The 13,026-nt window shown below is 73.5% G+C and carries 10 protein-coding genes; 6 read left to right on the forward strand and 4 right to left on the reverse strand.

Annotation, left to right across the window (positions count from 1 at the left end):
- Positions 1 to 65: 65 nt before the first annotated feature.
- Positions 66 to 1,904 carry a 3-hydroxybutyryl-CoA dehydrogenase gene (locus ACFZCY_RS24465; RefSeq protein WP_391177001.1) on the reverse strand — a complete coding sequence of 613 codons (1,839 nt, stop codon included), beginning with the start codon at positions 1,902 to 1,904 and terminating at the stop codon, positions 66 to 68.
- A 410-nt stretch (positions 1,905 to 2,314) separates the two neighbouring features.
- On the opposite strand from ACFZCY_RS24465, the gene ACFZCY_RS24470 reads away from it, so the two are divergent.
- Positions 2,315 to 2,968, forward strand: a complete 654-nt coding sequence (locus ACFZCY_RS24470; RefSeq protein WP_391177003.1) for a HEAT repeat domain-containing protein — start codon at positions 2,315 to 2,317, stop codon at positions 2,966 to 2,968.
- Between the two features lie 646 nt (positions 2,969 to 3,614).
- Here ACFZCY_RS24470 and ACFZCY_RS24475 read toward each other — a convergent pair.
- Positions 3,615 to 4,121, reverse strand: a complete 507-nt coding sequence (locus ACFZCY_RS24475; protein ID WP_391177006.1) for a GNAT family N-acetyltransferase — start codon at positions 4,119 to 4,121, stop codon at positions 3,615 to 3,617.
- Positions 4,122 to 4,211: 90 nt separating this feature from the next.
- Between ACFZCY_RS24475 and ACFZCY_RS24480 the strand changes: the two genes are divergently transcribed.
- A complete protein-coding gene (locus tag ACFZCY_RS24480; protein ID WP_391177009.1) occupies positions 4,212 to 4,967 on the forward strand; it encodes an SDR family oxidoreductase in 756 nt (251 codons plus the stop codon).
- 38 nt (positions 4,968 to 5,005) lie between these two features.
- Positions 5,006 to 5,359: a MerR family transcriptional regulator gene (locus tag ACFZCY_RS24485; RefSeq protein WP_391177012.1), complete on the forward strand. Its 354-nt coding sequence runs from the start codon at positions 5,006 to 5,008 to the stop codon at positions 5,357 to 5,359.
- On the opposite strand, the gene ACFZCY_RS24490 is transcribed toward ACFZCY_RS24485, so the two are convergent.
- Together ACFZCY_RS24490 and ACFZCY_RS24495 are read right to left on the reverse strand one after the other, a co-directional pair.
- Positions 5,356 to 5,766 (reverse strand): Rid family hydrolase, encoded by a 411-nt coding sequence (locus ACFZCY_RS24490; RefSeq protein WP_391177014.1) that lies wholly within the window; start codon positions 5,764 to 5,766, stop codon positions 5,356 to 5,358. The genes ACFZCY_RS24485 and ACFZCY_RS24490 overlap by 4 nt on opposite strands.
- A 59-nt stretch (positions 5,767 to 5,825) precedes the next feature.
- Positions 5,826 to 6,860 (reverse strand): Rv2578c family radical SAM protein, encoded by a 1,035-nt coding sequence (locus ACFZCY_RS24495; RefSeq protein WP_391177233.1) that lies wholly within the window; start codon positions 6,858 to 6,860, stop codon positions 5,826 to 5,828.
- Positions 6,861 to 7,059: 199 nt separating this feature from the next.
- On the opposite strand from ACFZCY_RS24495, the gene ACFZCY_RS24500 reads away from it, so the two are divergent.
- From ACFZCY_RS24500 to ACFZCY_RS24510, 3 genes are all read left to right on the forward strand, one after another.
- Positions 7,060 to 7,515, forward strand: coding sequence for an SRPBCC family protein (locus ACFZCY_RS24500; protein ID WP_391177017.1), 456 nt, complete (start codon positions 7,060 to 7,062; stop codon positions 7,513 to 7,515).
- Between the two features lie 193 nt (positions 7,516 to 7,708).
- Positions 7,709 to 10,324 (forward strand): DHA2 family efflux MFS transporter permease subunit, encoded by a 2,616-nt coding sequence (locus ACFZCY_RS24505; RefSeq protein WP_391177020.1) that lies wholly within the window; start codon positions 7,709 to 7,711, stop codon positions 10,322 to 10,324.
- Positions 10,325 to 10,499: 175 nt separating this feature from the next.
- Positions 10,500 to 12,986: a SpoIIE family protein phosphatase gene (locus tag ACFZCY_RS24510; protein ID WP_391177023.1), complete on the forward strand. Its 2,487-nt coding sequence runs from the start codon at positions 10,500 to 10,502 to the stop codon at positions 12,984 to 12,986.
- The last annotated feature ends 40 nt before the right edge of the window (positions 12,987 to 13,026 follow it).

Here is a 13,026-nt window from a genome sequence, read left to right on the forward strand (position 1 = left end):
GTGAGTGCCGGTGCGGGGGCGGACCGAAGGAGGGTTCCAGCAGTCCGCCCCAGCCCAGCGGATTCTCAGGCCTTCGCATACTCGCGGAAGCCGCGCCCCGTCTTGCGGCCCAGGCAGCCCGCCGCGACGAGGTGTTCCAGCAGCGGCGCGGGCGCCAGGCCCGGGTCGCGGAACGCGCGGTGCAGCACCTTCTCGATGGCCAGTGAGACGTCGAGACCCACCACGTCCAGCAGCTCGAAGGGGCCCATCGGATAGCCGCCGCCGAGCTTCATCGCGGCGTCGATGTCGTCGGGCGTCGCGTAGTGCTCCTGGACCATCTTCACCGCGTTGTTCAGATACGGGAACAACAGGGCGTTGACGATGAACCCGGCGCGGTCGCCGCAGTCCACCGGGTGCTTGCCGACCTCCCGGCACACGGTGTGCACGGTCGCCCGCGCCTCGTCCGAGGTCAGCACCGTGCGCACCACCTCGACCAGCTTCATCGCGGGGGCCGGGTTGAAGAAGTGCATGCCGATCACGTGCCCCGGGCGCGACGTGGCGCGGGCGCAGGCGATGACGGGCAGCGAGGAGGTGGTGGTGGCGAGCACCGCGCCCGGCTTGCAGACCTTGTCGAGCACGGTGAACAGCTCCTGCTTGACGGCCAGATCCTCGGCCACCGCCTCCACCACCAGGTCCGCGTCGGCGAACGCGTCGAGGGAGTCGGCCGGGGTGATCCGGGCCAGCGCCCGCTCCCGCACCTTCTCCGTCATCCGCCCCTTGGTCACCGACCGCGCCAGCGACTTGGCGACCCGGGCCTTCGCCGCCTCCGCCTTCCCCCCGGTACGGGCCGCCAGCACCACCTCGTGGCCCGCCTTGGCGAACACCTCGGCGATGCCGCTCGCCATCGTCCCCGAGCCCGCGACGCCGACCGTGCGCACCGGACGGCCCAGGTCCGGGGACGGCGCATCGGGGGCCGCGCCGTCCGGGACGACGGTGCCGCTGCCGGGCGCCTCGTACGTGTAGAAGCCGCGGCCCGCCTTACGGCCGGTGAGCCCAGCCTGGGCCAGCTGGCCCAGGATCGGCGCGGGCGCGTGCAGCCGGTCGCCCGAGGCCGCGTACATCGCCTCCAGGACGGTCCGGGCCGTATCGACCCCGATCAGGTCCAGCAGGGCCAGTGGGCCCATCGGCAGCCCGCAGCCGAGCCGCATCGCGGCGTCGATGTCCTCGCGCGCCGCGTACCGCGACTCGTACATCGCCGCGGCCTGGTTGAGGTAGCCGAACAGCAGCCCGTCGGCGATGAAGCCCGGCCGGTCGCCGAGCGCCACCGGCTCCTTGCCCAGCTCGCGGGCGAGCGCCGTGACCGCCTCGACGGCGGCGGGCGCCGTCAGCACGCTGGAGACGATCTCCACGAGCTTCATGGCGGGCGCCGGATTGAAGAAGTGCAGCCCCAACACCCGCTCGGGGCGGGCGGATTCGGCCGCCAGCCGGGTCACCGACAGCGCGTTGGTGCCGGTCGCCAGGATCGTGTCGGGCCGGACGACGGCGTCCAGCGCGGCGAACACCTCGCGCTTGATGCCGTAGTCCTCGGGCACCACCTCGATCACCAGATCCGCGTCCGCCGCGGCGGACACGTCGGTCGCGATACGGAAGCGGCCGAGCGCGGCCGTCCGCTCGCGCTCGGTGATCCGCCCGCGGCCCACCGCCCGCGCGGTGGCCACCTCCAGCGCCGTGACGGCCCGGTGGCAGGCGCTCTCGCTGATGTCGATGCCGATCACCTGACGCCCCGCACGGGCCAGGATCTCGGCGATGCCGGTGCCCATCGTGCCGAGCCCGACGACCGCGGCAGTAGTGAGCGGGGCCCGGGAGGGGGAGAGATCAGAGGAGGAGGACGTGGGGCTGACGCCGGTCTGTGGGAGACGGTCCATCGCGGACTCCAGAGGGTGTTCCCCGGAAAGCGGGGATGAAGTGACGACTGAGGGGAGTCTTCGGTGAAGAGCGGAGGACCGAAACCGCATTCCGGACATGCGTCCGGCACCTGCTGCGGGATCTCCTCCGGCCGATGCGAAAACTCCGACGGAAGGGCTTGCACGCTCCCTGGCGGACAGCGCCGCACGGAGGAAACTGCCCGTGGGAGACACATGGCGGGCCCTGTCCCGGGGCCGTGCCGTACTGCTGAAACTGCCGAACCGACGTCACACAAGGCGGCTGCGTCACCAGGCCGCCCGAGCAGGGGCACTGCTCGTGTCGCCATATTAACTCGCGGGTAACCAAGACGCCAGAGCCGACTGTGAGTCCTGCGCGATGGCGCGGATCACCGGGGAGGGGAGACCTCGACATGGACGACGAATTCCGGACGCTGACGGAGCGGGTACGGGCCTCGCTCACATCGCAGCAGGAGACGGCGGCACACGCCTCGCTGCTCGCCCTCGTACGGCAGGGGACCCCTGCCGCGCGGGAACAGCTCGCCCGCATCCTGGTCGCGCCGGAGCAGCCCCTGTGGGCCCGCGAAACCGCCGCCTTCGTCCTCGGCAGCGCGGGCGACCGGCGGGCCTTCGAAACGCTCGTCCTGCTCCTCAACTACCGCGAGCCCGCGCGCTGCGCGACCGCCGCCCGGGTGCTGGCCCGGCTCGGCGACCCGCGCACCGCCCGCGCCGCCGCCGCCCTCGCCACCAACCCGCTGCGCACCGCGTACTCCCTGCACCCCATCCGGCTCCTCGTCGAACTGCGCGCCCCCGAGTCCGTACCGGCCCTGGTCGCCGCCCTGGAACGGCAGTTGGCCGCCCGCGACCGGCACTGGCCCATCGCGCGCGCCTGCGTCGAGGGGCTGGGCGCGATCGGCGACGAACGCGCCATCCCCGCCCTGAAGGCGGCGGCCGAGCACATACGGCTCAGCGCCGCGGCCGCCGCCGCCCTGGCCCGCATCAGCGGCGGCGGCTCCCTGGACCCCGAACCCCCCACCCCCCGCCCAGGCCGGGCAACCGTCCGCTGACCCGGGCCCCCGCCCGCCTGGCGGCAAGCCCCGGAGCCCCGGGCGGCGGGACTCCGGGGGCGCCCCGCACTTCGCTGCGGCTGCGTCCGCCTCGGGCCCGGTGGGGCTCTGCCCCGGCCGCGCGGGCTTCCGCTGACCCGGGCGCTGCGCGGCTCTTCCCCCACCCCGCCCCCCGAACCCGGGGGCAAGCCCCCGGACCCCCACCGGCCCGGCGTGCTGTGGCGCGGAACCCCGGCCCCGCCGGCCCAGCGCCCGAGCCAGGCGCTGCGTGCCCTGTCGGGCCTCGCGGCCAGGGACCGGGGATTCAGGGGCGGAGCCCCGGCGGGGTGCGGACGGAGGGGAAAGCCCTCGCGCCACAGCAGGCGGCGGGCGCGCGGCACGGGTCGGGTGACGTCGCGGGCGGCGGGCCGCGGGGCAGGGCCCGGGGCTGTGCCCCGGGTTTCGGGGAGGGGCGGGGTGGGGGAAAGGCTCCCACGTCACGCCAAGCGGCCCGGAGCCGGCAGGGTTCGGGGCACGGAGCCCTGGTGAGTCCGGGGGCCCGGTTTCGGGGAAGGCCCCCGCGGTGCGGCAGGTGGTGGGGGCGCGCCCCCGGCGGTGTCGAGGGCAGGCCGCAGGGGCCGGGCGCCCGGGTGGGCCCCGGGTGGGGTCAGGGGTCGGGTAGGCGTAGGGCGTAGCGCAGTTCCGGGACCGCCGCGCCCTCCACCTTGTACCTCTCCGCGCCCCCATCCGTCACGAAGCCCGCCCGCTCGTAGAAGTGACGGGCCCGCCGGTTCTCCTCCAGCACCCACAGCCGCAGATGCGGGAAGCCGCGCTCGGCGACCCGGCGGCGGGTCTCGTCGAGGAGGGCGCGCCCGATGCCCGTGCCCAGCCGGGAGGGGTGCACGTAGAGGGCATACAACTCGGCGTCCCCGGGCGGCAGATCGCGGTCCCGGTACGGGCCGAAGCAGGACCAGCCGACCACCTCGCCGGCGGCGTCCTCCGCCACCAGGTTGACCACGTCGCCGAGCCCCCGGGAGAAGAACTCCCGCCGCCGCTCGGCGTCCTCCTCGACGCTCAGGCCGTCCAGATACGTCTGCGGCATCAGTCCCGTGTACGCCTTCTGCCACCCCCGTACCCGCACCGTCGCCACGGCGTCGATGTCGGACTCGGTCATCTCCCTTACCGGTACCCATGCCCCGTCCATATGCGTCCACCGTAGGTGGCTTGACGTTGACACTGGCGGCAGGGTCACACGATCTCCGCCATGGGAAACACCTCGCAAGCGAAGCCCGTTGCCCTCGTCACCGGAGCCGGTACCGGTATCGGCCGCGCCACGGCCCGCGCGCTCGCCGGGGAGGGCGCGCGGGTGGTGGCCGTCGGGCGGCGGCCGGAGCCGCTGGCGGAGACGGCCCGCGGCCATGACCGCGTCCACCCGTACGCCGCGGACATCACCGCCCCCGGGGCCGCCGAGGACATCGTCCGGCACGCCGTCGAGACGTACGGGCGGCTGGACGTCCTGGTGAACAACGCCGGGATCGTCCGCTCCGCGCCCCTGGAGGACATCACCCGGGAGGCGACGACCGCCCACCTCGAAACGAACCTCGTCGCGCCCGTCCTGCTCGCGCGGGCGGCCCTCGGCGCCCTGGAGGCGAGCGGCGGCGTGATCGTGAACGTGTCCACCGCGGTCGGCCTGCGCGGCTGGCCGGGCAACTCGGTCTACGCCGCGACGAAGGCCGCGCTGGAGACGCTGACCCGCAGCTGGGCGGTGGAACTGGCGCCGCGCGGGGTGCGGGTGGTGGCCGTGGCGCCCGGGGCGATAGAGACGCCGATCGCGGACCACTCGGGGCTGTCGCCCGAGCGGCGGGCCGAAGTCCGGGCCTGGCAGCTCGCCCACACCCCGCTGGGGCGGATCGGGCGGCCCGAGGAGGTGGCGTGGGCGATCAGCCGACTCGCCTCGCCCGGCGCGTCGTTCATCACCGGCGTGGTCCTGCCCGTCGACGGCGGGGCGGTCGTCGGCTGACAGACCGGCTGATAGAACGGCACCGGAGGTGGGGGCCGGTGAGGATCGGGGAACTGGCGAAGGCGACGGGCACGACGCCGCGCGCGCTGCGCCACTACGAACAGGCGGGGCTGATCACGTCCGTACGGGCGCACAACGGCTACCGCGAGTACGACGAGCGGGCCGCCGTCCGGGTGCGCAACATCCGCCATCTGCTCGCGGTGGGCCTCACTCTGGACGACGTGCGCTGCTTCCTCCCGTGCCTGGACGGCGACATGGGGACGGCGCCCCCGGCCCAGGAGGGCCTGCGCATCGCGGAGGCCCGGCTCGCCGTGCTGGACGCCCGGATCGCCGCCCAGACCGAGGCCCGCGACCGCCTGGCCGAGGCGCTCACCCGGGCCAGGTCCCGCTAGCCGGCGCGCTCGTCCCCGATCACCGCGAACGCCTCGATCTCCAGCAGCAGATCCGGCCGGATCAGCGCCGCGACCTGCATCGCCGAGCTGGCCGGGGGCCGTGCGGTGTCGATGACCTCGTCCCGCGCCGCGCGGATCGCGGGCAGGTGGGCGACATCGGTGACGAAGTAGGTCAGCTTCACCACATCGGCGAACGTCGCCCCGGCTTCCGCCAGGCAGCGCCGCAGATTCTCGAACACCTGGCGGGCCTGCGCCGCCGGGTCGCCTTCGCCCACCAGCGCGCCGGTCTCGTCCAGGGCGATCTGGCCGGAGACCGCCACGAAGCGCCCGGTGCCCCAGACGACATGGCTGTACCCGTTCCCCGGCGCGACCCCGTCGGGCGCGACCACATGGCTGAGCTGGGACATGCGTCCTCCTCGAACTCCCCGTCACCCCACGGCTCGTGGGGCCTCGGGGAGATCATCGCTCACAGCAGTGACAGCTGGGCCGGGCCCGGAGGGTCGGTGGGGGTCTCGGTGGGGGTCTCGGGGGAGGGGACGGCCCGGTGGGCCCCGGCCTCGTATGGCCCGATGCCGTATTCGGCGGCGAGGTCGTGCACCATGCCGGTGATCCGCCGCTGGTACCACTTCGGCGCGTACGAGCCGCCGTCATACAGGGCGTCGTAGCGCTTCAGCAGCCGCGGGTGGTGCCGGGTGAGCCAGGCCGTGAACCATTCGCGGGCGCCGGGGCGCAGATGCAGCACGAGCGGGGTCACCGAGGTCGCCCCGGCCTGGGCGATGGCGCGGACGGTCGCGCGCAGCTGCTCGGGGGAGTCGCTGAGGAAGGGGATCACCGGGGCCATCAGCACCCCGCAGGGGACGCCGTGGTCGGAGAGGGTCCGCACGGCGTCGAGGCGCCGCTCGGGGGAGGGGGTGCCGGGTTCGACGGTGCGCCACAGTGCGCTGTCGGTGAAGCCGACGGAGACCGAGACGCCGATGTCGGTGACGTGGGCCGCGCGGCGCAGCAGCTCCAGATCGCGCAGGATCAGGGTGCCCTTGGTGAGGATGGAGAAGGGGTTGGCGCGCTCGACGAGCGCGGTGAGGATGCCCGGCATGAGCTGATAGCGGCCTTCGGCGCGCTGGTAGCAGTCGACGTTGGTCCCCATGGCGATGTGCTCACCGCGCCAGCGCGGGGTGGCCAGCTCGCGCCGCAGCAGCTCCGGGGCGTTGACCTTGACGACGACCTGGCTGTCGAAGTCGTGCCCGGTGTCGAGGTCGAGATAGCTGTGCGTCTTGCGCGCGAAGCAGTAGACGCAGGCGTGGGTGCAGCCGCGGTACGGGTTCACGGTCCATTCGAAGGGCATCCGGGAGGCGCCGGGCACCCGGTTCACGATCGAACGGGCGCGGATCTCGTGAAAGGTGATGCCGCGGAACTCGGGGAAGGTGCGCGTCGTCACCGCGTCGGCGGAGAAGAGGGCCGGGGTGGCCGTCTCGCCGTCGCCTGTCAGGTTGTCCCAGCGCATGGCGCGCACCTCCGGGGTCTCGCTCACTATCACAATAGAACACATGTTCCCTTCGATTCCGTCAACCCCGAATTTGGGCGGGTGACCCGCAGGTGGTTGGCTTGCCAGCGCAGGGCAAGGGCGCCGACGCGTACGTACGCGCGGCAGACGCGCACGTACGCGTGAGGCAGTGCAACCGCAACCACCGGAGGAAAGAGTCATGGGCCAGGTCGAGGCCACCACGGAGCGCATCGTCACGGGCAAGCCCGAGGACGTGTTCGACGCGCTCGCCGACTACCGCGAGGTCCGCCCCCGGCTGCTCACCGAGCAGTTCAGCGAGTACGAGGTCCGTGAGGGCGGCGACGGTGAGGGCACCCTCGTGCACTGGCGGCTCCAGGCCACCAGCAAGCGGGTGCGCGACTGCCTGCTGGAGGTCTCCGAGCCGAGCGACGGTCAGCTCGTGGAGAAGGACCGCAACTCCTCCATGGTCACCACCTGGACCGTCACCCCGGCCGGAGAGGGCAGGGCGCGGGTCGTCGTGACCTCGGTGTGGAACGGCGCGGGCGGCATCGGCGGCTTCTTCGAGCGCACCTTCGCGCCCAAGGGGCTCGCCCGCATCTACGACGGCGTGCTGGAGAAGCTCGCGGCCGAACTCCCGGCTCAGAGCGCCCAGTAGCTTCCGTCCGCCTCGGCGTCACGGTCACCGGTTCGGGTGGTTTTCTCCGCGGTGCGCTTCCTAGGGCGCACATGCTCTCACTTGCGGTAAAGCCGCCCGGACCCATCTCTTTGTCGATTCGTCGCGCTTGCCCCTGGTTGTCTCGTAATGCGAGAACAGGGCGGCGGCGCAGGCGTGACGAGGGGAGACAGACGTGGGCGGGATCACCGAGACCACCTTCGCGAAGGGCCATCGGCCGGCAGGCGCACCCGCCCGCGCATCTGACGGCACCGCGTCCGGAACCGGGCCCGGCGAGGGCCCCGGCACCGGCACCGGCACCGGGGCCGCGGGACGGCAGGCCGACGACGGACCGCCACCCGGCGGCGGCCCCGCCGCCGAGGGCCCCGCGCCCTACGGCCCCGCGCCCGACGGCCCCGAGGGGGCCGGGCTCAGCCCGGCCCGGGTGCGGACGGTCTTCCTCGGGCTGATGCTCGCCCTGCTGCTGGCCGCCCTCGACCAGACGATCGTCGCCACCGCGCTCCCCGAGGTCGTCGGCGAACTGCACGGCCTGGACAAGATGTCCTGGACCGTCACCTCTTACCTCCTCGCCGTCACCATCGTGCTGCCGGTCTACGGCAAGCTCGGCGATCTCCTCGGCCGCAAGAGCGTCTTCGTCTTTGCGATCGTCGTCTTCGTCGCGGGCTCCGCGCTCGCCGGATGGTCGCGCACGATGGACGAGCTGATCGTCTTCCGGGCCGTGCAGGGCGTGGGCGCCGGCGGGCTGATGATCGGTGTGCAGGCGATCATCGCCGACATCGTGCCGCCGCGGGAGCGCGGCCGCTACATGGGGCTCATCGGGGCCGCGTTCGGCCTCGCGTCGGTGGCCGGGCCGCTGATCGGCGGCTTCTTCACCGACCATGCCTCATGGCGCTGGTGCTTCTACGTCAACGTGCCCTTCGGCCTGGTCACGCTCGCCGTCGTGGCGGCCGTCCTCAAGGTGCCCGAACCGCTGCGGCGGCCGCGCTTCGACTTCCTGGGCGCCCTGTTCCTCACCATGTTCTCCACCTGCACGGTGCTGCTGACGAGTTGGGGCGGCACCGAGTACGGCTGGCATTCGCGCGTCATCCTCGGGCTCGCCCTGGGCGCGGCGGGCTCCGCGATCCTCTTCGTGGTCGTCGAGTGCGTCGTGCCCGAACCGCTCATGCCGATGCGGATGTTCCGCGATTCGGTCTTCTGCGTCTCCGGGCTCATCGGCGCGGTCATCGGTGTCGCGCTGTTCGGCGCCGCCAGCTATCTGCCGACGTTCCTGCAGATGGTCGACGGCGTCTCCGCCACCGAGTCGGGGCTGCTGATGGTGCCGATGATGGGCGGTATGGTGCTGTCCTCGATCATCTCCGGCCAGCTCATCAGCGCCACCGGCCGCTACAAGGTGTTCCCGATCCTCGGCGGCCTCATCTCGATCGGCGGCATGTGGCTGCTCTCCCGGCTGGAGGAGAACACCTCGCGCCAGGACTACAGCCTCTGGATGGGCGTCCTCGGGTTCGGCATCGGGCTGGTGCTGCCGGTGCTGATCCTCTCCGTGCAGAACTCCGTGGCCCCCGCCGACCTCGGCTCGGCCACCAGCGCCAACAACTACTTCCGGCAGATCGGCGGCAGCGTCGGGGCGGCCATCTTCGGCACCCTCTTCGCCCATCGGCTCGCCGACCGCCTCGTGGAGGAGTTCCCCAGGGGGACGGGCGGCCGGGCGGTCGGGGGCGGGCCGGAGCTGCCCGACCCCGACTCCGTCACCCCGCAGATCGTGCACGCGATGCCGCGCGCCCTGCGCGACGGCTACATCACGGCGTACGCCGACGCCATACCGCGGATCTTCCTCTATCTCGTGCCGGTGCTCGTCCTGGGCTTCCTGCTCGCCTTCCTGCTGAAGGAGAAACCTCTGGTGTCCCACACCGACTACGCCGTCCAGCCAGACCCCGGCGTCCAGCCAGACCCCGGCGTCCAGCCGGACCCCGTCGTACCGGCGGCCCGCTCGGTGCCCCGGCACGCCGCCTCGCCGCCTCCGCCGCCGCCCGTCGCGGGCATCCCGGTCTGCGGCACCGTCCAGCACCACGACGGCACCTCGGTCCCGCGGGCCGCGCTCACCCTCATCGACGTCAGCGGCCGCCAGATCGGGCGCGGCGCCACCGGCGAGGACGGGCGGTACGCGCTGAGCACGCCCGGCACCGGGGCGTACGTCCTGATCGCGGCGGCCGGCGGCCACCAGCCGCGGGCGGTCAGCGTCACGGTCGGCGACCGGCCGGTCGAACTGGACGTCGTCCTGGGCGGCGCGGGCCGCCTCGCCGGGTCCGTGCTCACGGCCGACGGCACGCCCGTACGGGACGCGACGGTCACCCTCACCGACGTGCGCGGCGAGGTGGTCGCCTCCACGCGCAGCGGCCGCGAAGGTGGCTATGTGATGACGGAGTTGGTCGCCGGGGAGTACACCCTGGCCTCCAGCGCGCCCGCCTTCCGCCCCGCCGCGCTCCCCGTCACCGTGCAGGCCGCCCGCGAGACCCGCCAGGACATCGAACTGGCCGGTGGCGCGGTGCTGCGCGGCGTCGTCCGGGCCGGTGGCGGCCGCATCGTCGAGGACGCCCGGGTCACGCTGCTGGACGCGGCCGGAAACGTGGTCGACACCGCGACCACCGGCGCGGACGGGGCCTTCCGCTTCATCGACCTGTCGGCGGGGGAGTACACCGTCATCGCCGCGGGCTACCCCCCGGTGGCGACGGTGCTCCAGGTGGCGGGCGGCGGCCGTACGGAACGCGATCTGCACCTGGGCCACGAGGACTGACCACCGGACGCCCCGCCCCGGCCCCCGCCTTCCGCCGGGGACCGGGGCGGAGGCATGTCCGGTACGGCGCGGCCAAGATGACACCTATTCGGGTATTGGCCCGCGCCGTGCCCCACCCCCGCCGTACCGTTGAAGACGGTGTCGCAGATCTTGCGTGCGAAGGAGTCTTCCGCCTATGGAGCAGGGCACGTCGCGCGGCGACGGCGGGCAGGGCGGGGCGCCCAGGGTTCCGGCGCAGCGGACGGAGGTGTCCGGCCGGATCCCGCTCGCGGTGGTCGTCGTCGACGCCGACGGGCTGGTCACGCACTGGAGTTCCGGCGCCCGCAAGCTCTTCGCACGCTCCCGTGAGCAGGCCATCGGCGCCCCAGCCGTCGATCTGATGCCGGTCTCGGGCGCCCTGCGCGGGGCGGACCTGCCGGACGAGGCGTACGAGACGCACCAGGCGGAGCCGGACGATGCCCTCGACGGCCCGGGCACCTACCCCACCGCGGGCCGCGCCCGGATGAGCCTCGCGGCCGACGGCGCCCAGGCCGACGTCCTGTGGTGGGCGTACCCCCTCGCGGGGCCGGGCCCCGAGCGGCTGCTGGTGCTGGCGGCGGACGCCACGGCGCTCACCGGGGCCGCCGCGGACGAGCGGTACGCGCCGGGTTTCGCGCTGCACACCGAGTTCCCCGGCGCCGAGCTGCTGGCGGACCGGCTGCCGGACATCCTGCCGAACATGGGCCCGGCCACCGGCGGCCGGATCGTCGCCCAGGTCCTCGAACTCGGCTACCCCGTCCTGGAGATCAGTCACCACGCGCGGGTCCCGGTGACCCCGGACTGGGGCATGCCCCGCTACCGCGAGCGCCAGGCCCGCCGGGCGGCCCGGCGCCGCGCGGCCGAGCAGCCGCCGCCCGGGCCGGCGGCACTCGAGGAGCGCGAAGCGCTCGAAGACCTCGAGGACGACCTCGAACACGCCGCCGTCCGCGAGCGCCTGGAGTTCCTGAACGAGGTCAGCGGCCGCATCGGCAGCTCACTCGACCTGGCCCGCACCATCCGCGAGGTCACCAGCGCCGCCGTCCCCCGCTTCGCCGACTTCGCCGGTACGCATCTGCGCGCCCAGGTCCTCGCGGGCGAGGGCTTCCCCGACGGCCCGCCCGACGTCACCACCGTCTGGCACCGCGTCTGGGTCGCGCACAACGACGAGCCGGGGCGCTGGGACGACACGGTGCCGGTCGGGGAGAGCATCGCGTTCCCCGAGCACACCCCGTTCTTCCAGTGCATGGTCACCGGCGAACCCGTGCTCATCCCGTACATCAGCGACGAGTTGGGCGACCGGATCGCCGGGCAGTTCGAGAAGCGCGATCTGCGCCCGCTGATCAACGGCCGGTCGATCCTCATCGTGCCGCTCAAGGCGCGCGACGTGGTGCTCGGCTTCATGGTGCTGCTGCGCCGCGCGGGCCGTGAGGTGTTCGGCGACATGGACCGCACGACCGGCGCCGAACTCGCCGCCCGCGCCGGGCTCGTGCTCGACAACGCCCGCATGTACACGTACCAGGAGAACGTGGCCGAGACCCTGCAGGACAGCATGCTGCCCCAGGTGACGCCGCGCATGGCGGGCTGTGACACCGCCACCCGCTATCTGCCCGGCACCCGGCTCGGCCGGGTCGGCGGCGACTGGTTCGACGCCATCAAGCTGTCCGGTTCGCGCACCGCGCTCGTCGTCGGCGATGTGATGGGGCACGGGCTGAACTCGGCCGCGATGATGGGCCAGTTGCGCACCGCCGTCCAGACCATGGCCGCTCTCGACCTGCCGCCCGCGCAGCTGCTGCGGCACCTGGACGATCTGGCGCAGCGGCTCGGCGAGCACTATCTGGCCACCTGTCTGTACGCGGTCTACGACCCGATCCGCTCCGAGTTGCTCCTGGCCAACGCGGGCCACATCCCGCCGGTGCTGGTGCGCGCCCAGGACGGCCGCAGCGCGCTGCTGGACCTGCCGACCGGCGCGCCGATCGGGGTGGGCGGGGTGCCCTTCGAGACGGCCACGGTGCGGGTCGCGCGCGGCGACCGGCTCATCCTGTGCACGGACGGCCTGGTCGAGGTGCGCGGCCAGGACATCGGCGCCGGTCTCGCGGCGCTGTGCGAATCCGCCGCCCACCCGGCGGCGTCGATGGACGACGCGTGCGACACCGTCATCCGGGCGCTCGCTGCCTCGTCCCGGGAGAAGGATGGGCGTGGCGGCCGCAAGGACGACGTGGCGCTGCTGATGGCCCGGCTCAACGGCATCCCCTCCGACGACGTCGCCCAGTGGCGGCTGGCGCTCGACCCGGCCGAGGTGGGCCGGGCCCGCCGCCTGGTCCGCGAGCGGCTGCTGCGCTGGGGTCTCCCGCAGGCCGTGGAGACCGCCGAACTGCTGGTCAGCGAGGCCGTGACCAACGCGGTGCGGCATGCCCACACCCACCATGTGGTGCTGCGCCTGGTCCGCACCGAGGCGCTGCTGTGCGAGGTCGCGGACGATGACCACGAGCTGCCCGCCCTGCTGGACGCCCGCCCGGACGACGAGTTCGGGCGCGGGCTGCGCGTCATCAGCGAGCTGGCCAGGGAGTGGGGGACGAGCCGGACGCGGCAGGGCAAGACCGTCTGGTTCGAGCAGGCGCTGACCGGTCCCGCGCGTCATCCCTGACCCACGCCGGGGTAGGTACGTACGGACGTGACGACGGACG

This window comes from Streptomyces sp. NPDC007983 (assembly GCF_042958345.1).
Lineage (GTDB): Bacteria > Actinomycetota > Actinomycetes > Streptomycetales > Streptomycetaceae > Streptomyces.

What these genes read in the sequence shown, in the direction of transcription:
- ACFZCY_RS24465 (WP_391177001.1), bottom strand. Translation starts at nt 1,904, where the DNA reads ATGGACCGTCTCCCACAGACCGGCGTCAGCCCCACGTCCTCCTCCTCT.
- ACFZCY_RS24470 (WP_391177003.1), top strand. Translation starts at nt 2,315, where the DNA reads ATGGACGACGAATTCCGGACGCTGACGGAGCGGGTACGGGCCTCGCTC.
- ACFZCY_RS24475 (WP_391177006.1), bottom strand. Translation starts at nt 4,121, where the DNA reads ATGACCGAGTCCGACATCGACGCCGTGGCGACGGTGCGGGTACGGGGG.
- ACFZCY_RS24480 (WP_391177009.1), top strand. Translation starts at nt 4,212, where the DNA reads ATGGGAAACACCTCGCAAGCGAAGCCCGTTGCCCTCGTCACCGGAGCC.
- ACFZCY_RS24490 (WP_391177014.1), bottom strand. Translation starts at nt 5,766, where the DNA reads ATGTCCCAGCTCAGCCATGTGGTCGCGCCCGACGGGGTCGCGCCGGGG.
- ACFZCY_RS24495 (WP_391177233.1), bottom strand. Translation starts at nt 6,860, where the DNA reads ATGCGCTGGGACAACCTGACAGGCGACGGCGAGACGGCCACCCCGGCC.
- ACFZCY_RS24500 (WP_391177017.1), top strand. Translation starts at nt 7,060, where the DNA reads ATGGGCCAGGTCGAGGCCACCACGGAGCGCATCGTCACGGGCAAGCCC.
- ACFZCY_RS24510 (WP_391177023.1), top strand. Translation starts at nt 10,500, where the DNA reads ATGGAGCAGGGCACGTCGCGCGGCGACGGCGGGCAGGGCGGGGCGCCC.